This is a genomic window from Neorhizobium alkalisoli, assembly GCF_002968635.1.
GTDB lineage: Bacteria > Pseudomonadota > Alphaproteobacteria > Rhizobiales > Rhizobiaceae > Neorhizobium > Neorhizobium alkalisoli.
In genome coordinates, this window is record NZ_PVBN01000002.1 from 84,163 (window position 1) to 100,906 (window position 16,744).

Here is a 16,744-nt window from a genome sequence, read left to right on the forward strand (position 1 = left end):
CGCAACGAACTCAATGCTACCGCAGGCTGACCTCCTTCAGAACGGCGCAAGCGTCGCCGAACCATTGTGCGGCACGGTCCAGATGATTGCCGTGGCTGCGCAGATGCCACGCGTTGGTGTCGGTTTCATACAGGCCGCCGGCGTTGAAGGCCGCCGCAACGAGGATGGGGTCGGCCCCCGTCAGACCAAAGCGTTGCTTGATCTCAGCCGTGCCGATCTCGATATTGGTCGTCGCGTCGTAGAGAGGATGGCTTGCCGGCGGAGGCGAAGGCCGCAGCGGATAGACGGGTGCCACCTGAAACTTGTGATAGGGAAGCGATTGCGCGTCGATCACCCACCGCGCCGTGGTGGCGAGCGTCTGCATCGGACCGGCGCTGTAGTCCCCCTGCACCGGAGGGTTCACATCCCTGTTCCAGACATGCGCCTCCCAGCGGAAAGTCGAAGGCCCGGTGAAACCTTGGGCACGATAGGCCGCAGCTTCCGCGGCGATGGTCATGATGATGATTTCGGGAGGAATGCGGAAGCGGCGGGCCATCAGGTCGATCTGCACGCTGAACGCATCCCATATGGCGCGGCAGGTCAACGGAGCGCCCGAACTGCGCAAGGGCTTCTGGCCTCCGGCATAATCACGAATATAGACGCCGTCCTCGTCAAAGCGCCATTCGATGCCGTTGAACTTGCGATGCCAGCCTTGCTGGCCGACTTCGGGCAGCGGATTGGACTGGGTAAAGGTTTCGGTGGCGACGAGGGCTTCCATCGGCAACGGCGGGCGGCTTGGTATCTCGTCCGGTACCCTCGGCGCGGCGGGCGTGCCGGACCAGCCGGCAATCGCCGCTTCCAGGTTTTCGGCCCAGCTCTCGTCGCCGCCTGGCGGGTATTGGCCATTCGCCAGATCGCCGCTATCCAGCCCGGCCATCTGCAGATGCGGCAGCTCCCAGGACAGTGCTTCGAGGCCGTGGCTCTCACCGATATGGTGCATTCTTTTCCAGGCGTCGCGATATTCGCCGCTGGTCTTCCAGCTCCATTGCCCGTTCACGAACAGTACCAGATCGATTGCCAGTCCATACTGATGGTAGGATCTCCACGGTCTCGCCTTTGTCACGATCGGACCTGGACGCGTCCGACCCTGCGCATAGAGAAATTCCTGTCGCTGGGGAGAGCGAAAACCCTCGAATATCCGGAAGGGAAAGCCTTCGTCATTGAGTTTCTCGACGACCAGCCGCGCCGCCTTCCTGACCACGAGATGAAGATGAGCAATATCCACGTCTCGCTGGTGCGGCGACGACATAGGTTGTCCTCCCACTTTTAAAGGAACGATGAGAAAATACTGAAGATGGTCTTGGTGATGCTTTCAGAATGCTTTCGCGCGAAGGCGATGAACTATAATCGCCATAATTGCGGCGAGAGTCAACCTGAGGATATAATTAATAATTATTAAGCGTAAAAGTTGTAGATGGATGTAAGGGAAGGGGCGTATGGCTGCGAGGCGTCACCGAGGAACCTTTGAACGGCCGTCAGTCTCTCAGCCGGAGCTCGTCGGTCCGCATCTGCAGGGAACCGAGGGTGGAGAGGAAGCTCATGCCGAGCAGGCTTTCGTCAAGCCGCCCTTCCTCTGCGACCATTGCGCGGATGTTCTTTCGGGCAATGGGTCCTATGGCGATCTCGTCGAGGCGAACGGGCGCGGCCATGGCGCGGCCGTTGGCCGTCATGACGCTGACTGAAAAGTCGAGAGCCTGCGGATTGAGACCGATCGCCCGGGCGTCTTCATAGGAGAGCACCACGGTGCTGGCTCCGGTATCGACGAGCATCGGCAGCACCTTGCCGTCGACGCGGACATTGGTCTGGAAATGGCTGCCGCGCGTCTTGTGGATGATCACCTCGTTGCCGCCCTCGCTGGTGGTCACCGACACTGCCGTGCCGGGCAGCAAGCCTGCGGTCATGCGGGCACCGAAACTGCGGGCGTCGTCGCGGTAGAGATAGGCGGCAACCAGTCCGAGGACGATCAGCAGCCAGATGGCGATGTTTCGTAGCACTTCGCTGGATTTGCCGCGGCGACCGGAGAGGATGCCGACCGACAGCAGGCCGGCGATCGGCAGCAGATAGATGATCTGGCCGAAATCGTCATTGGCGATGCCGAAGGTCTGACCCGCGTCATGATTGAAGATCAGCAATGCCAGTCCGGCGCCGAGGACGAGGAGGATGAGCGTGAGGGCGTTCATGCGTCGTAGCGCTCCCTGGCCAAACGCTGGCGTTTCGTTTCCCGGCGAGGCTTCCGTTCGACGGTCTCGAGCCGTGCGGGCAGTGTTTCCATCAGTGCGAGCCGTTCGGCGTCCGTGTAGTCCATCCAGGCGGCGATTTCCTCGCGCGTGCGCCCGCAGCCGAAGCAGTAGCCGGTCTTGATGTCGATGGAGCAGACGAGGATGCAGGGTGAAATCATGTCAATCTATATCGTGAGTTCAGATGACGAGAGCAAGAGTGGCAAGCATGCCGATCTCGCAGAGTTGTTGACTGGCCCCGATCGTATCGCCCGTATGCCCTTCGAGCTTGCCGCGCACATAACGGGTAAAAGCGAAGCAGAGGGCGCCGGCGACGATCAGCGACAGAAGAACCTTGGGCAGCCCCAGAAGGGGTACCAGGAGGACAAAGGCCAGGACGGCGCCACTGAAGAGCGCGACATTACGTGCGGCTGTCCCGGGCAGACCGGCGCTGGCGGCCACTCCTGCCTCCCGGGCGGACGGCAGCGCGTGCCAGTGCGCGACCATGAGCGCCCGGCTGGCGGCCGCAGCGGCGAGTACGGCAAGAGCGCCGGCCGCCGGCTCGTAACGCGAAAGGACGGCAAGCGCGCTCGCGCGCAGCCCGAAAGATAGGATAAGCGCGATCACGCCGTAGCTGCCGATGCGGCTATCCTTCATGATGACAAGCGCATGTTCCTTGTCCCGCCCGCCGCCGAGACCATCGGCCGCATCGGCGAGGCCGTCTTCGTGGAGCGCTCCCGTCAGAAGCGCCAGAAGCGCGAGGGCGATCAGGCTTGCGGTCAGGGCATCGCCGGGAGCGAAGAGGAAAAGGACGAGCGCGGGGAGAGCCGCGATGGCCAACCCGGCCGCCGGAAAGGCTCGTACGGCGCGCGAGATCGAGCCGTCCTGGCCCTTGAAGAAACGGTCCGGTACCGGCAGACGGCTCAGGAAACCGATCGAGCGTGCAAGGTCTGCGACGAATTCGCTTGTGTTTGGCAGTTGTCCCACCGTGAGTCCCCGACTATGAGAAACGCAAAGAAGCGCGATTTGCCGGGAAAGACAAGCCGACCCGGACGACCAGAGCAAGAGAGATCTCCATGAGCGTGAGTGGCCTGCCTTTCGACGATTTCCGCACCTTGCTAGCCAATCTTCCGGGACCGGATTCTCGGGCGCTCGTGGCGGCGCGCGAACGGGACGCCCAGCTCACCAAACCTCCAGGCGCGCTCGGCCGGCTGGAGGAGATCGCCTTCTGGCTTGCCGCCTGGACCGGCAGAGCGCCGGCGGTCAACCGCCCTCTGGTGGCGATCTTTGCCGGCAATCATGGGGTTACCAGGCACGGCATCACGCCCTATCCCTCCTCGGTGACACAGCAGATGGTCGAAAATTTCGCCGCCGGCGGTGCCGCGATCAACCAGATCTGCGTGACCCACGATCTCGGTCTCAAGATCTTCGACCTCGCGCTCGATTATCCGACCGGCGACATCGCGACCGAGGCCGCGCTTTCCGAGCGCGATTGCGCGGCGACCATGGCCTTCGGCATGGAAGCGATTGCCGGCGGCACCGATCTCCTGTGCATCGGCGAGATGGGGATCGGCAATACGACGGTCGCCGCAGCGATCAATCTGGCGCTTTACGGCGGCACGGCGGAAGACTGGGTCGGCCCCGGCACCGGCTCGCACGGCGAGTTGCTGGAGCGCAAGATCGCCGTGGTGAAGCAGGCGGTGGAATTCCACAGGGACCATCTCTCCGATCCGCTGGAAGTGCTGCGTCGTCTGGGCGGCCGCGAGATTGCGGCGATCGCCGGCGCGATCCTGGCAGCTCGCGTCGAGAAAATTCCGGTGCTGCTCGACGGCTATGTGGTGACGGCCGCGGCCTCTATCCTGAAGGCCGCCAATCCTTCCGCACTCGACCACTGCCTGGTCGGCCACGTCTCAGGGGAACCCGGACATCTGCGCGCCATCGAGAAGCTCGGCAAGACGCCGTTGCTGGCGCTCGGCATGCGGCTCGGCGAGGGGACGGGCGCCGCACTCGCGGCCGGTATCGTCAAGGCCGCTGCGGCCTGTCATTCCGGCATGGCGACGTTCGACCAGGCCGGCGTCAGCAACAAGAGCAACTGATCCAGATGGAAAAGACGCCGCTCGACAGCAATATCGAAAAGGCGAGCGGCATCCGCCGGGTCATCGCCGCCACGCGTTATTCGATGCAAGGGTTGAGGCGTCTGTGGCGGGAGGAGGCCTTCCGCCACGAGGTGATAGCCTTCGCCGCCGGCCTCGTGCTCTTCGCACTGGTCGGCGCGTCGCCGCTTGATTATTTCGTCTTCCTCATCCTGATGCTGGTGCTGTTCTCGGTCGAATCCCTCAACACCGCGATCGAGGAACTGGTCGACCGCATTTCCCCTGAAATCTCGACCGTCGGCCGGCATGCCAAGGATCTCGGCTCGTTCGCGGTGTTTTGCCTGCTCTGCGCCAACGGGTTCTTCGCGCTTTATGTGGCGGTCCGTAGCGTGTGGTTTTGATTGATTGATCAGTCGTGATCCGGCATGGACGAGGGGTCTCTGGCGGCATGACGTATACCCACCACGATAATCTCCTGGGGGCCGCTACGCAAAGCTCTTGCGGCGGCGTTCGATGGCTGGTGCATCGGCAACGGCGGGCACGCTCTGCAGCACGCGGGTCGCGGGCAGGATGGCGATTGCCTCGGTGCCCTCGCGCAGCTTCGAGCGCAGGATGAACTGGCCGTCGTGCTTGGCAAGGATCGCCTGTACGATCGGCAGGCCGAGGCCGGTGCCCTGTTCAGCGCTCTTGATGGCGATCGATCCCTGACCGAAGGCCGAGAGAACGATGGGGATTTCCTCCTCCGGAATGCCGGGGCCGTTGTCCTTGATGGCCACATACTGGCCGCCGCCGGCCGTCCACCCGACCTTGACCATCACCTCGCCGCCCTGGGGCGTAAACTTCACCGCATTCGACAAGAGGTTCAGCAATACCTGCCGCATGGCCTTTTCGTCGGCCCATACCTGCGGCAGATCCGGCTCGAACTGCTCGCGGATCGAGATGTTCTTGGCTCGGGCCCGCAGCTGAACCATCCCGATGCAATCCTCGGCGATTTCGAGGAGCGAGAGCGCTTCTTCGCTGAGATCGTAGCGGCCCGCCTCGATGCGCGACAGGTCGAGGATTTCGTTGATGAGGTTCAGGAGGTGGTGGCCGGAACGGTGGATATCTCCGGCATATTCCCGATAGGTGGGATTGGCGAGCGGGCCGAGGACTTCCGAACTCATCACTTCGGAAAAGCCGAGGATGGCGTTGAGCGGCGTGCGCAGTTCATGGGACATGGAGGCGAGAAAGCGCGATTTCGCCAGATTGGCTTCCTCGGCGCGGCGGCGGGCCTCGTCCGACATGGATTTCGCCACTTCCAGTTCGGCGATCAGATCGTCCTTTTCCGACTGGTAGGACATCAGCGTGAGATTGGAGCGGTAGAGCCGGTCGGCGATATAATGGAAAAAGACGACGGCGATGGCGCACATCGCGGTCATGCCGATATCGAGCACCTGCCGCGAGAAAAACGACATCGCGAACAAGACGGCGACCGCCGGCAGGAAGCCGCAAAGCACCCCGAGCCGCAGCATGAAGGTGCTCATCGCCATGATGGAGATTGCAAAGAGCAGAACCGCGCCCTTGTAGAAATAGTAGCCGTCGCCCGAGCAGGCGCTGCAGTCCTGGATCGCGAAAAGGGCCCACCCGAAGCCGAGCAGCACCTGTGCGGCAAGCAATCTGCTACGCCATTTCCGCGTCTCGATTGCGGCAATTTCCTTGCGGCTCGCCCGCCGCGCCAGGAGCACGTTGATGGCATGCAGGCTGAGCATCAGCAGCGCCCAGCCGAGCAGGTTGGCGCTCGGATTGATATAGACGCCGATCGCCGTTACCAGCACGACGAAGAGCGGCATGATCGAGGCGCCCTGCAGCACGGCGCTCGCATGCATGGCCAGCATGTCGCGGTCGAAGACCTGATTGCCCTTGGAGCTGGATTGCAGTCGCTCACGGGTAGCACGAACGGCTTTGGAGACAGCCTTGTTGCGGTGGCTGCGCGATCGATCCACGATGATCTTGTCGGTCGAAGTGCTGACGCCGTTACTCATGACCACTGAACTGCTTACCCGGGTGGTTGAGAGACTAGGGTCAAAACCTTAAGAGAGTCCTGCCGGGAAAGGTTTTGTTTGCCATTTCTCTGAAGCTTCCGTTTTCCAATAAGGCGCGATTGTGGCGATGAGGTTCATGACTTTCAGGGATGGCGTGGTGCTGGTTGCCATGTTCGTCCTTCTTACGCTTATCGTTGCCAGGCTGAACGAGGCGTCCGACGACGTAGTGGGCGGACCTTTTCATGCCGTCGACGGCGATACGCTTTCGGCGGGCGGCGAGAGGCTGCGACTGGAGGGCATCGATGCGCCGGAGCTCGATCAGACCTGCGAGGACGGCGGCGGACGGAGATGGGCGTGTGGCGCGGAAGCAAGGCGACATCTGGCGCGTTTGGTGTCGACGGATGAAACCGAGTGTCGGGGGCACGAGCGCGACCGCTACGACCGGCTTCTGGTTCGCTGTCATGTGGGTGCGGTGAATGTCAACGGCACGATGGTTCGCCAGGGTCTTGCGATCGCCTATGGGCTCTATCTGCAGGAGCAGAACACGGCGCGTCGCGAGCGGCTGCGGCTCTGGGCCGGTCGCTTCGAAGATCCGCGCGATTGGCGCGCCAGCCGGGGCACGATGGATGGCTCAGGCTTTCTGGAGGTGATTCTGGATTGGTTCGCAAGACTGATCGGTTGGAACGGAAATGACATGCATGGTCAATCTTGAGGCGGAGATCGAGGCGCTGCGACGGGCGATATCCGTCTGCCGCATCTGTCGGGATACGCCGGTGCGAGGAGAGGGCGACCGCCTGGCCCACGAGCCGCGGCCGGTTGCCGTGCTGTCGTGGACGGCCCGCATCCTGATTGCCGGACAGGCGCCGGGCCTGCGCGTGCATGAAAGCGGACTTCCCTTCAACGATGCCTCCGGCAACCGCCTGCGCGACTGGATGGCGGTGAGCCGGGAAGAGTTCTATGATCCGGACCGCTTTGCGATCGTGCCGATGGGTTTCTGCTTTCCGGGCTATGACGCAAAGGGAAGCGACCTGCCGCCGAGGCGGGAATGCGCGCCGCTCTGGCGCTCCCGGGTGATATCGGCAATGCCGCAGATCGAGCTGGTTCTGGCTGTCGGCGGTTATGCCCATGCCTGGCATCTCGGAGCGCGCCGCAAGAAGGGGATGACAGAAACGGTGCAGAACTGGCGGGAGTATTTTTTCGCCAATGAAGGGCCGCGCATCCTGCCGCTGCCGCATCCGAGCTGGCGCAATACCGGCTGGCTGAGGAAAAATCCCTGGTTCGAGACTGAGATACTGCCTGTCCTGCGACAGAATGTGGATAGCCTCATCCGTTGAAACAAAATTCGGTTAACTGCTATGATTTACGTGTATAACGAAAAATGATTTCGAAAGGGAACTGAATGGACCGCCTCGACCGCAAGATCCTGCGCATTCTGCAGGAAGATTCAACTCTGGCCGTCGCAGATCTTGCGAAGAAGGTAGGGCTTTCAACGACGCCGTGCTGGCGGCGCATCCAGAAGATGGAAGAAGACGGCGTCATTCGCCGCCGCGTGGCGCTGCTCGATCCCGTCAAGGTCAATACCAAGGTCACCGTCTTCGTGTCGATTCGCACCGCCAGCCATTCGATCGAGTGGCTGAAGCGGTTTTCCGAAGTGGTCGTGGATTTCCCCGAAGTTGTGGAATTCTATCGCATGAGCGGCGATGTCGACTATCTTCTGCGGGTCGTGGTGCCGGATATCGGCGCCTATGACGCCTTCTACAAGCGGCTGATCGCCAAGATCGAAATCCGCGACGTCTCCTCGGTCTTCGCCATGGAGCAGATCAAATACACGACCGAACTGCCGCTCGACTACATGATGCTCGACAACCAGAAATCGGGCGAGGAATAAACCGCAAATCGGCAGAACGGAACTACTTTCTGGCAGAATGGGCAGAGTTCGGCCGGCCCGCTTCAGGTTATCTGGACTCCATTCATGATGGAGCCCAGACATGCATAACCAAGCAGAGGCGCACAAGACGATCGCCGGCCGATACATTGAAGAAATCTGGAACCAGGGCCGCATCGAGCGGTTTGGCGAGTTCTTTGCGCCGGACTATGAAGAACTCAACTATGCGCCCGCAAATGCCGCGGGGCATTGCGGCATGGTCGTGAAGCTGAAGCAGATCATGCCGGATGCGGTATGGACTATCGAGCGGATGACCGCGGACGATGATTGCGTCGTCTGCGAACTAACGTTGCGCGGCACGCACCAAGCGGAGTTCAGGGGGATTGTACCCGCCGGAAACGCCATTGCTGTTCGGGGCTATCGCACCCTCGTCTTTATGGAAAACAAGGTCGTGCGGCATTCTGCCTTGCTGGACACCGCCGAACTGCTAAGGCAGATGCAGGAACAAAAGGCGGCTTGAACGAACCGGCAGCGATGGCGATAATCTCTCATGCCTATCATCGGGTCTTCGACGAGCCTTTCGAGATCGAGCGGGCTTTCGACGCCGACTACCTCCTCTACGCCTCCTCCGGAGCCTTTGTGCTGGATGTCGCTGACCGTCGATGGGTTCTGCCGCCGCAACGCGCGGCGCTGCTCGCGCGGGGAACGTTGATCAGGGTGCGAAGCAAGGGGCCGGCGACCGCTTCGTCTGTTCTTTTCGCAACCGGCGAATTCGCAGAGCCCCTGCAACCCTGCAGGGTTTTCGGTCTTTCCGAACTTGCGCGACATATGATCTTGCATGTCATGCGCTGGGGCGCGGGACGGCGTGTGGAAGATCCGATGGCGGATACGTTTTTCAGGACGCTTGCTTCTATTGCCATGGAACTTTCCGCGGACGAGGACGAAACGTGGCTGCCAAGACCGCAATCGGCCTCGATGGCCGTTGCGGTCGACCGGCTGCTCGAGAATTTGGAGAGCGATACGGATTTCGCCACGATCGCAGAGACTGCGCATCTGTCCGAACGGACGCTCGCGCGGCGTTTCGAGGCCGAACTCGGCATGAGCTTCCGGGATTTTCGGCATCGAGCGCGGATGGTGAAAGGAAAGGAACTGCTGCTTTCAGGCGGCAATGCCGTCACGGAGGTCGGGCTAGCCTGTGGTTTCGAAAGCACAAGTTCCTTCATAAAGGCGTTCCGCACGTTTACCGGAATGACGCCGCGGCAATATCGCGTCCGGAAGTGCGGCTAACCCTTCAGTCGCTTCAGCACTCTCTCGCCGTTCAGTTCCTTAACCGCATCCTTGCCGATCCACCGGGCGGTCTTGTCGGTTGAGGCCGCAAGCGTTTCGGCGAGCGCAAGAGCCGGCGCGTGGCAGGTGCGGCTGCGCTTGCCGATATTGCGCAGCGCCCAGTTGACCGCTTTTCTGACGAAATTGCGCGGATCTTCGGCATGTCGTTCGATCAGAGGCAGATAGCTGATGAACGTCGCGTCCGGTTCCTGTTTGTTGTGAACGACCGCGCCGGCAATCATCGCAAACGCGGCGCGGCGCACGAATTCGCGTTCGTCTTTTGTGAACTCTTCAATCAGATCCTGCCAGAACGCCGTTTCGGTCAGGATGTCGGCGGCCGCGTCGACGATTTCCCAGGACGCGAAATCGTCCGCCCAGGCCCGCACCTCGGCCAGGGTCAGCGAGGCGGGCTCCGCCGTGTAGATCGCCAGCATGCGCGCCTCGCGAATGCCGGTGCGCCAGAGGTCGAGCGCACGAGCATGGTCGCGTCCGACGAGGCGGGCGATCTTCTGCATCTCCGGATTGGAAATCCCCATGGCCTTGTCGGTGACGATGCCGTAGCGCGCCATGCCGGCAAGGTTCTCCTCCGATCGCAGCGTCTGAAGATGGGCGACGATGTCTGCGACGCCGGAGGAGGGGCCGATCACCGGAAGACGCTCATTTCTTGTCGAGACGGGCCAGCAGCGAGGACGTATCCCAGCGGTTGCCCCCGATCGCCTGGACGTCGCCGTAGAACTGGTCGACAAGCGCCGTCACCGGAAGCTTCGCGCCATTGCGGCGGGCTTCGGTCAGCACGATGTCGAGATCCTTCCGCATCCAGTCGACGGCAAAGCCGAAGTCATATTTGCCGGCGTTCATGGTCTTGTAGCGGTTTTCCATCTGCCAGGAGCCTGCAGCCCCCTTGGAGATGACTTCGATGACCTTCTCGATGTCGAGGCCCGCCTGTTTGCCGAAATGGATCGCCTCGGCAAGCCCCTGCACGAGGCCGGCGATGCAGATCTGGTTCATCATCTTGGTGAGCTGGCCGCTGCCGACCGGACCCATCAGGCCGACCATACGGGCATAGGCGTCGATGACGGGCTTTGCCTTGTCGAAGATTGCCTGGTCGCCGCCGCACATGACGGTCAGCACGCCGTTTTCGGCACCCGCCTGGCCGCCGGAGACAGGTGCGTCGATGAAGCCGATGCCTTTCGTCTTCGCGGCTGCTTCGAGTTCCCGGGCGACTTCGGCGCTGGCGGTCGTGTTGTCGATCAGGATGGCGCCCGACTTCATGCCGGCGAGCACGCCGGTATCGCCCAACGTCACCGAGCGGAGATCGTTGTCATTGCCGACGCAGGTGAAGACGAAATCGGCATCCTTGGCAGCCTCTGCCGGGGTGGAGCCGGTCTTGCCGCCGTACTTCCCGGCCCAGTCGGCCGCCTTTGAAGCCGTACGGTTGTAGACGGTGACGTCATGGCCACCCTTTTCCTTCAGATGCCCCGCCATCGGAAAACCCATCACTCCGAGACCGATGAATGCCACCTTCGCCATGCTTTGCCTCCTGCATTTCCTGTCCTGAGGATTAGAGCAAAGCAGGGATCGGGAAAAGGCGGATCCTGCGAAAAGCGATGGTTTCGCTGACAAGGGCAAACTGAGGGTTTTGAAGTCCGTCGCTTCAGGCAGGCGGCGAGGCCGGGCTGCTTTTCTGGCAGACACCCATGCCGCAGCCTTCCACTTCCATGAAAACCACGCCGCCCTCTTCGAAGGCGCGGCGGATCTGGGCGGCCGTCGCGCGGTGAACGTCGTGGCGGCTGCCTTCGTAGTCGCGTATAGTGCTGCGCGAAACGTCCGAACGCTCCGCAAGGTCGCTCTGCGTCCAATCGAGGAGACCGCGTGCCGCCCGGCACAAAGCCGGTGTCAAAATCATCTGTCTGGCGACTTGACCCATCTGTCAAAGTTACCCATATTGGTCAATATAAGCCATATATGGCATATTTTTTAAAGGATTTCCAGAGGGAGGCGCGGATGCCGCACGATACGCCATTGATTTCGACCATCGTCGGCGGTCTTGTGCTCGCGTTCATATTCGGCGCCATCGCCAACCGGTTCCGCCTCCCGCCGCTGGTCGGCTATCTCTTCGCCGGCATCCTCGTCGGCCCTCATACCCCGGGCTACGTGGCCGACCAGAGCCTTGCGCCGGAGCTTGCCGAGATCGGCGTCATCCTGCTGATGTTCGGCGTCGGCCTGCATTTCTCGCTCAAGGATCTTCTGTCTGTCCGCGGCGTCGCCGTACCCGGCGCCATTGTCCAGATCGGCTTCGCGACGCTGCTCGGCTGGGGCATGGGTTCGCTGATGGGCTGGCCGCTTGGCGGCAGTCTCGTTTTCGGCCTGGCGCTGTCGGTCGCTTCCACCGTCGTGCTGCTCAAGGCGCTGCAGGAGCGGCGACTTGTCGAAACCGTGCGCGGCAAGATCGCGGTCGGCTGGCTGATCGTCGAGGATCTCGCCATGGTGCTGGCGCTGGTGCTGATCCCGGCCTTGGCGAGCATCGGTGGCGGCGAGGCGGCCCATCCCGATCCGGTCGCGATCATCGTCGCGGACCTTTTCGACATCGAGCTCGGCATTGCCGGCATCATCGGTATCACGCTGTTGAAGGTCGTGGCCTTTCTCGGGGTCATGCTGGTGATCGGCCGGCGCGTCATTCCCTGGATATTGCACCGCATCGCCCATAGCGGCTCGCGCGAGCTTTTCCGGCTCGGCGTCCTGGCGATCGCGCTCGGGGTCGCTTTCGGCGCGGCAAAACTTTTCGGCGTATCGCTGGCGCTCGGCGCCTTCTTCGCCGGCATGATTCTTTCGGAAAGCGAGCTGTCGCACCGCGCGGCGCAGGAGAGCCTGCCGCTGCGGGACGCTTTCGCCGTGTTGTTCTTCGTCTCGGTCGGCATGCTCTTCGACCCGAACGTCATCCTGTCGAACCCGCTGCCGGTGCTTGCGACCGTCTTCATCATCCTGATCGGCAAATCGGTGGCAGCCTTCCTGATCGTGCTCGCGTTCCGCATGACGGTGCCGACTGCGCTGACCATCTCGGCCAGTCTGGCGCAGATCGGCGAGTTCTCCTTCATCCTCGCCGAGCTCGGTGTGGGGTTGAACCTGCTGCCGCAGGAGGGCCGCGACCTGATCCTTGCCGGCGCGATCATTTCGATCATCCTCAATCCGGCGATGTTCTATCTCGGCGACAAGCTGATCCCGCGGCTGGAGGCCCGGCTGATCCGTGCGCCGGAAGGCGAAGGCGAGGCGGCGATCGCCACGCGGACCGGCGCCCACAGCGACGACGGGGTGCCCGGCCAGGAGGTCCCGACGCCGAGGGAAACCGAACCGGTGCTGACCACTGCGGGTGAGGAAGGCGAGGTGGCGGTGAGCCGTCTCACCGATCATGCGGTGGTGGTGGGCTACGGCCGGGTCGGCAGCATCGTCGTCGCAAACCTCAAGTCCTCCGGCATCCCGTTCCTGGTGATCGAGGACTCCGAAAACCGGGTAGAGGAGCTGTTGAAGCAGGGGATCGAAGTCATCGTCGGCAATGCTGCTTCGCCCAAGGTGCTGGAGCTTTCCAATCTGGGAGCGGCAAAGAGCCTGGTGGTGGCGATCCCGAACGCCTTCGAGGCCGGTAATGTGGTAATGCAGGCGCGCGAGGTGAACCCGGCGCTGCTGATCCTGTGCCGCGCCCATTCCGACGCCGAGATCGAGCATCTGGAAAAGCTCGGCGCCGACAAGACGATCATGGGCGAACGGGAAATCGCCTTCGGAATGCTCGACGGCCTCGATCAGGTGCATTACCGAACCGAGCCGGTGGAAGAGATGGACGAAGAGCCAAGGCCTCGGGCTCCTGCGCCCACCGGGGTAGCGGAGGCTCGGCCGGTGACGCCCCACGACGAGCCGGCGGCCCCGTCTGACGTCGAGCCACCTGCGGAGCCGGTGAAGGGGTAGTTCCCGTCAGCGGGCCGACATGAGCGCGTACCGGCATTGTTGGATGTTTTCGCCACGGGAACGGGAGAACAGCTCGATCGTGCCGGCCGGGGTGAAGCCCAGCTTGGTGAGGATCCGTCCGGAAGCCGGATTGTCTGCCGCATGTCCGGATTTCAGTGTCGAAAGACCGACGTTCTCCAGAGCGAAACCGACCACGGCCTGCGCGGCTTCGAATGCATATCCATGTCCCCAGGCCGCCTTCTCGAACCAATAGCCAAGATCACCCTCGCTGCCCGCGATCTCGTCGATATCGACAAGACCTGCCATGCGGCCCTCGACCTCCACCGCAAAACGATAGGCTTCGCCCGCGCACCATTCCCGCTGATGGTCGCCGAACCAGTCGCAGATCGCTTGCCGGTCCGGCGGAAAAGAAGCCATGCGCAACATGCGCGTGACTTCCCAATCGGATTGGATTTCGAGCGCACGGCCCACATCCGCGCCTGAAGTCGGGCGCAGGACGAGACGATTTGTCGTTATAGCGGTGCGGGCAAGTGACATTGCATGATCAGAACGGCTTGATCACCGCAAGCAGGACGACGAGAACGACGGAACCGAGGATGATCGGCATGCCGGCGCGCACGAAGGCGGGCGGGTCGAGCTTCGGATCGGCCTGCATGCGGCGCATCCAGCCCTGCTGCATGCCGTGCAGGGCGGAAAGCAGGACCACCAGGACCAGCTTGGCATGCAGCCAGCCGTCGGAAAAGCCGACATAGCCGAAGATGAGCCAGAGGCCGAAGATCCAGGCGCCTCCGAGCGCTGCGGTCGTGACCGTCCGGTCGTATTTCCGGAGTGCCGAAATGACGCCGACGCGGATCGTGGGAGGCACCATGCCGATGACGAAGGCATTGATCAACATGCCGCCGATCAGAAGAAAGTCGGAGAGGATGTGCAGTGCCTTGATGACGAAATACAGCATGGGGGTCAGCTCCAGATCATGGCTTCGGTAAAATTGAGTTCGGCGAAATCCTGCTTGCGCAATTTTTCTTCGTCGGCTGCGAAAAATTCATCGAGCTGCGGCGGTGCGACGGAGGTTCCTGACAGCATCGCGTGAACTTGGCCGCGATGATGGATCTGGTGCTGGAAGAGGTGCAGCAGTACCCGATCGGCGGTCTCCACCTGCACATGGTCCGCGCGGGGAATGCGGACCTCCTGCATGGCGGTTTCAGCAACCATCTGGCGACAGTGGTCGATGAGGCGCCGGTCGGCGGCATGCTGTTCGCGGTTGAGATCGGCAAAGATCCGGAAGGGAATTTCCGGCTCGAATGCCGCCGCGCCGATGCAATTGCCCTCCAGGGCGCTGATATACAGCCAGTCGACGGTCAGGATGTGGTTCAGCGTATGGATGATCGACGGAAAGAAGCTGGTGCGCGGCGCAGCCAGTTCCTCCGGCGAAAGTTCGCCGCACGCCCTCAGAAGCCGATGATTGGCCCAGGCATTGTTATAGGCCTGGGCGAGAAGATAGCGCTGTGGGGTCATCGAATCCTCCGTTGCGGAGGCGAAACTAGCCTTTCAGCCGCGCGATGACCAGATGGCCGGGCGAGGGATGTCCATCCTGCATGCGCACATTGATTTCGGACATTTCCAGCACCTCGAAACCGGTGTCGGCAAGCCGAGAACGGACATATGCTTCGGTATGCAGAAAACGCTGATGCGGGCCGACTGCATAGGTCCGGCCGTCGGCATCGGACAGGCTTTCGGACGAGAAGGCGAAAATGCCGCCGGCCAGCATGTTTTCCGCCACACCGAAGAACAGCGGTTCGAGCGCGCCGAGATAGGGAAGCACGTCTGTGGCCGTGACCAGATCGAACGGCTCGTCGTCATTGTCTTCGAGAAAGTCTTCGACTTCCGCTACGTAAAGCGTTTCGTAGAGATCTTTTTCGTGTGCGATTTCAACCATGTTCTCGGAGATGTCGATACCGGTGATATCGTCCGCCATGTCGCGTAACGTGCCGCCCGTCAGCCCCGTGCCGCAGCCGAGATCGAGCATCCGCTGGAAGGGACCGAGCTTCAGTTCCTGGAATCGCTGGCGCACGAGCACGGGTACGGCGTAGCCGAGCTGCTCGACGAGGATGTCCTCGAAACTTTCGGCATGCTGGTCGAACAGGGTTTCGACATAGGCATCCGGTGCCTTGGGCGGCGTTTCGCCGCGGCCCATGGCGGCGATCCGGACGGCGGCGCCGCCGTGATCTTCGGGATCGAGCGTCAGCACTTCCTCGTATGCCTTGACGGCCGCATCGATCTCGCCGGCCTTCTCCAGCGCCAGCGCGCGATTGTAGGCTTCCGCCAACGCTTCCTCGTCGATCTTCTTCATCACTTTGTCCTTTGTTTCGAGGCGGCTTTAAGCCGACGGCGCCTGTTTGTCCATCACCGGGGCCATCACCGGGGAACGTGTGGGGCGCTTGCCCGTTGAGCCTAAGAGCAGAAAGAGCCTGGAGAAAGGGTCATGGCCGGCGATCAGGGGCCGAACGTGCTGGAGCAGAATATCGAACGGCGGGCACCGTCGCTACCGATTACCTCCAGCGAGAAGGCCAACATGATCATTCATTATTACCGCGGCGAGATGGGCCGGATGGCGAGTTGGCGGGACCGCATCGACCGCACGTCCAACTGGGCGATCACCATGGTTGCCGGTCTTCTGTCGGTGTCGCTTTCGACGTCCTCGTCGCACCACGGCGTCGTGCTATTTGCCATGCTGCTGATCTCGCTGATGCTGCTGATCGAGGCGCGGCGCTACCGCTTCTTTGATGTCTATCGCGCCAGAGTGCGCAAGCTGGAGCGGCATTATTTCGCCCAGGCGCTGGACCCGCAAGCCGATCTCAAGCCCGACTGGGCTGCCGGCATCGCCAAAAGTCTGCGCAATCCCTGCTTCCTCATCAGTTATCGCGAGGCGCTGTTCAGGCGCATCCGGCGCAATTACGTCTGGATGTACGTCATCCTGCTGTTCGCCTGGCTGCTGAAGATATCAACGCCGAAACTGCTTCCCAACGAGCCCAAGACGGATGTCGTCTTCTCGGTGAGCGAAGCCGTGAACAATGCGGCCCTCGGTCCGGCGCCGGGATGGAGCGTGATCGCGGTGATAGCCTTCTTCTATGCCGCAATCCTGTATGCTGCCATCCATCGGGAGCCCGATGACGGCGAATTCGCCCACGGCGAGGTGCATGTCTGACA

21 protein-coding genes are annotated in these 16,744 nt (G+C 62.0%); 9 read left to right on the forward strand and 12 right to left on the reverse strand.

All coding sequences use genetic code 11. The features are described 5' to 3' along the window. Positions 1-16 precede the first annotated feature (16 nt). From C5L13_RS04905 to C5L13_RS04920, 4 genes are all read right to left on the reverse strand, one after another. The gene (locus C5L13_RS04905; RefSeq protein ID WP_105382159.1) at positions 17-1,288 is read right to left on the reverse strand and encodes a D-alanyl-D-alanine carboxypeptidase family protein; all 1,272 of its coding nucleotides are present in this window, start codon (positions 1,286-1,288) and stop codon (positions 17-19) included. Between the two features lie 226 nt (positions 1,289-1,514). Next, on the reverse strand, positions 1,515-2,219 hold the full coding sequence (locus C5L13_RS04910) for a TIGR02281 family clan AA aspartic protease (RefSeq protein ID WP_105382160.1): 705 nt from the start codon (positions 2,217-2,219) through the stop codon (positions 1,515-1,517). Then, positions 2,216-2,437: a DUF1289 domain-containing protein gene (locus C5L13_RS04915; RefSeq protein WP_105382161.1), complete on the reverse strand. Its 222-nt coding sequence runs from the start codon at positions 2,435-2,437 to the stop codon at positions 2,216-2,218. Before C5L13_RS04915 ends, C5L13_RS04910 begins: the two co-directional genes overlap by 4 nt. 19 nt (positions 2,438-2,456) lie before the next feature. Further along, complete coding sequence (locus tag C5L13_RS04920; protein ID WP_105382615.1) at positions 2,457-3,233, reverse strand: adenosylcobinamide-GDP ribazoletransferase; 777 nt, start codon at positions 3,231-3,233, stop codon at positions 2,457-2,459. A 98-nt stretch (positions 3,234-3,331) separates the two neighbouring features. Here C5L13_RS04920 and cobT point away from each other — a divergent pair, with 98 nt between their 5' ends. Then, positions 3,332-4,351 carry a nicotinate-nucleotide--dimethylbenzimidazole phosphoribosyltransferase gene (cobT, locus tag C5L13_RS04925; RefSeq protein ID WP_105382162.1) on the forward strand — a complete coding sequence of 340 codons (1,020 nt, stop codon included), beginning with the start codon at positions 3,332-3,334 and terminating at the stop codon, positions 4,349-4,351. A 5-nt stretch (positions 4,352-4,356) separates the two neighbouring features. After that, on the forward strand, positions 4,357-4,749 hold the full coding sequence (locus C5L13_RS04930; RefSeq protein ID WP_105382163.1) for a diacylglycerol kinase: 393 nt from the start codon (positions 4,357-4,359) through the stop codon (positions 4,747-4,749). Positions 4,750-4,833: 84 nt separating this feature from the next. On the opposite strand, the gene C5L13_RS04935 is transcribed toward C5L13_RS04930, so the two are convergent. Then, entirely contained in the window at positions 4,834-6,369 is a 1,536-nt protein-coding gene (locus C5L13_RS04935) for a sensor histidine kinase (protein WP_105382164.1), read from the reverse strand. Between the two features lie 136 nt (positions 6,370-6,505). On the opposite strand from C5L13_RS04935, the gene C5L13_RS04940 reads away from it, so the two are divergent. From C5L13_RS04940 to C5L13_RS04960, 5 genes are all read left to right on the forward strand, one after another. After that, positions 6,506-7,081: a thermonuclease family protein gene (locus C5L13_RS04940; RefSeq protein WP_245423251.1), complete on the forward strand. Its 576-nt coding sequence runs from the start codon at positions 6,506-6,508 to the stop codon at positions 7,079-7,081. Continuing rightward, the gene (locus C5L13_RS04945) at positions 7,068-7,703 is read left to right on the forward strand and encodes a uracil-DNA glycosylase family protein (protein ID WP_105382166.1); all 636 of its coding nucleotides are present in this window, start codon (positions 7,068-7,070) and stop codon (positions 7,701-7,703) included. Before C5L13_RS04940 ends, C5L13_RS04945 begins: the two co-directional genes overlap by 14 nt. Positions 7,704-7,768: 65 nt before the next feature. After that, entirely contained in the window at positions 7,769-8,257 is a 489-nt protein-coding gene (locus C5L13_RS04950) for an Lrp/AsnC family transcriptional regulator (protein ID WP_007771498.1), read from the forward strand. 100 nt (positions 8,258-8,357) lie between these two features. After that, positions 8,358-8,774: an ester cyclase gene (locus tag C5L13_RS04955; protein WP_105382167.1), complete on the forward strand. Its 417-nt coding sequence runs from the start codon at positions 8,358-8,360 to the stop codon at positions 8,772-8,774. Further along, a complete protein-coding gene (locus C5L13_RS04960; protein WP_105382168.1) occupies positions 8,771-9,541 on the forward strand; it encodes a helix-turn-helix transcriptional regulator in 771 nt (256 codons plus the stop codon). The genes C5L13_RS04955 and C5L13_RS04960 overlap by 4 nt, the downstream gene beginning before the upstream one ends. Here the strand turns inward: C5L13_RS04960 and C5L13_RS04965 are convergent. The 3 genes from C5L13_RS04965 to C5L13_RS04975 all read right to left on the reverse strand — a co-directional run bounded on the left by C5L13_RS04965 (position 9,538) and on the right by C5L13_RS04975 (position 11,507). Then, complete coding sequence (locus C5L13_RS04965; RefSeq protein ID WP_105382169.1) at positions 9,538-10,227, reverse strand: DNA alkylation repair protein; 690 nt, start codon at positions 10,225-10,227, stop codon at positions 9,538-9,540. The genes C5L13_RS04960 and C5L13_RS04965 overlap by 4 nt on opposite strands. Positions 10,228-10,237: 10 nt before the next feature. Continuing rightward, positions 10,238-11,155, reverse strand: a complete 918-nt coding sequence (locus C5L13_RS04970) for an NAD(P)-dependent oxidoreductase (protein WP_407070409.1) — start codon at positions 11,153-11,155, stop codon at positions 10,238-10,240. 79 nt (positions 11,156-11,234) lie between these two features. Beyond that, positions 11,235-11,507, reverse strand: a complete 273-nt coding sequence (locus C5L13_RS04975; protein WP_105382171.1) for a helix-turn-helix transcriptional regulator — start codon at positions 11,505-11,507, stop codon at positions 11,235-11,237. 77 nt (positions 11,508-11,584) lie between these two features. On the opposite strand from C5L13_RS04975, the gene C5L13_RS04980 reads away from it, so the two are divergent. Beyond that, positions 11,585-13,537, forward strand: coding sequence for a cation:proton antiporter domain-containing protein (locus C5L13_RS04980; RefSeq protein ID WP_105382172.1), 1,953 nt, complete (start codon positions 11,585-11,587; stop codon positions 13,535-13,537). Positions 13,538-13,543: 6 nt separating this feature from the next. Here the strand turns inward: C5L13_RS04980 and C5L13_RS04985 are convergent, their stop codons facing one another. Genes C5L13_RS04985 through C5L13_RS05000 form a run of 4 tightly spaced genes read right to left on the reverse strand, consistent with a single transcriptional unit; the run spans position 13,544 to position 15,887 of the window. Beyond that, positions 13,544-14,074 carry a GNAT family N-acetyltransferase gene (locus C5L13_RS04985; RefSeq protein WP_105382173.1) on the reverse strand — a complete coding sequence of 177 codons (531 nt, stop codon included), beginning with the start codon at positions 14,072-14,074 and terminating at the stop codon, positions 13,544-13,546. Positions 14,075-14,081: 7 nt separating this feature from the next. After that, positions 14,082-14,492, reverse strand: a complete 411-nt coding sequence (locus tag C5L13_RS04990; RefSeq protein WP_105382174.1) for a CopD family protein — start codon at positions 14,490-14,492, stop codon at positions 14,082-14,084. 5 nt (positions 14,493-14,497) lie between these two features. Beyond that, on the reverse strand, positions 14,498-15,052 hold the full coding sequence (locus C5L13_RS04995; RefSeq protein ID WP_105382175.1) for a DinB family protein: 555 nt from the start codon (positions 15,050-15,052) through the stop codon (positions 14,498-14,500). Between the two features lie 25 nt (positions 15,053-15,077). Further along, complete coding sequence (locus C5L13_RS05000) at positions 15,078-15,887, reverse strand: methyltransferase (protein WP_105382176.1); 810 nt, start codon at positions 15,885-15,887, stop codon at positions 15,078-15,080. A 132-nt stretch (positions 15,888-16,019) separates the two neighbouring features. On the opposite strand from C5L13_RS05000, the gene C5L13_RS05005 reads away from it, so the two are divergent. Then, positions 16,020-16,742: a DUF2270 domain-containing protein gene (locus C5L13_RS05005; protein ID WP_105382177.1), complete on the forward strand. Its 723-nt coding sequence runs from the start codon at positions 16,020-16,022 to the stop codon at positions 16,740-16,742. Positions 16,743-16,744 lie beyond the last annotated feature (2 nt).

Bases quoted from the DNA above. Each gene is read 5' to 3' on its own strand.
- C5L13_RS04930 (WP_105382163.1), top strand. From the start codon at position 4,357: ATGGAAAAGACGCCGCTCGACAGCAATATCGAAAAGGCGAGCGGCATC.
- C5L13_RS04980 (WP_105382172.1), top strand. From the start codon at position 11,585: ATGCCGCACGATACGCCATTGATTTCGACCATCGTCGGCGGTCTTGTG.
- C5L13_RS04935 (WP_105382164.1), bottom strand. From the start codon at position 6,369: ATGAGTAACGGCGTCAGCACTTCGACCGACAAGATCATCGTGGATCGA.
- C5L13_RS04915 (WP_105382161.1), bottom strand. From the start codon at position 2,437: ATGATTTCACCCTGCATCCTCGTCTGCTCCATCGACATCAAGACCGGC.
- C5L13_RS04905 (WP_105382159.1), bottom strand. From the start codon at position 1,288: ATGTCGTCGCCGCACCAGCGAGACGTGGATATTGCTCATCTTCATCTC.
- C5L13_RS05000 (WP_105382176.1), bottom strand. From the start codon at position 15,887: ATGAAGAAGATCGACGAGGAAGCGTTGGCGGAAGCCTACAATCGCGCG.
- C5L13_RS04955 (WP_105382167.1), top strand. From the start codon at position 8,358: ATGCATAACCAAGCAGAGGCGCACAAGACGATCGCCGGCCGATACATT.
- C5L13_RS04910 (WP_105382160.1), bottom strand. From the start codon at position 2,219: ATGAACGCCCTCACGCTCATCCTCCTCGTCCTCGGCGCCGGACTGGCA.
- C5L13_RS04975 (WP_105382171.1), bottom strand. From the start codon at position 11,507: ATGGGTCAAGTCGCCAGACAGATGATTTTGACACCGGCTTTGTGCCGG.
- C5L13_RS05005 (WP_105382177.1), top strand. From the start codon at position 16,020: ATGGCCGGCGATCAGGGGCCGAACGTGCTGGAGCAGAATATCGAACGG.
- C5L13_RS04940 (WP_245423251.1), top strand. From the start codon at position 6,506: ATGACTTTCAGGGATGGCGTGGTGCTGGTTGCCATGTTCGTCCTTCTT.
- C5L13_RS04950 (WP_007771498.1), top strand. From the start codon at position 7,769: ATGGACCGCCTCGACCGCAAGATCCTGCGCATTCTGCAGGAAGATTCA.
- C5L13_RS04985 (WP_105382173.1), bottom strand. From the start codon at position 14,074: ATGTCACTTGCCCGCACCGCTATAACGACAAATCGTCTCGTCCTGCGC.
- C5L13_RS04990 (WP_105382174.1), bottom strand. From the start codon at position 14,492: ATGCTGTATTTCGTCATCAAGGCACTGCACATCCTCTCCGACTTTCTT.
- C5L13_RS04945 (WP_105382166.1), top strand. From the start codon at position 7,068: ATGGTCAATCTTGAGGCGGAGATCGAGGCGCTGCGACGGGCGATATCC.
- cobT (WP_105382162.1), top strand. From the start codon at position 3,332: ATGAGCGTGAGTGGCCTGCCTTTCGACGATTTCCGCACCTTGCTAGCC.
- C5L13_RS04995 (WP_105382175.1), bottom strand. From the start codon at position 15,052: ATGACCCCACAGCGCTATCTTCTCGCCCAGGCCTATAACAATGCCTGG.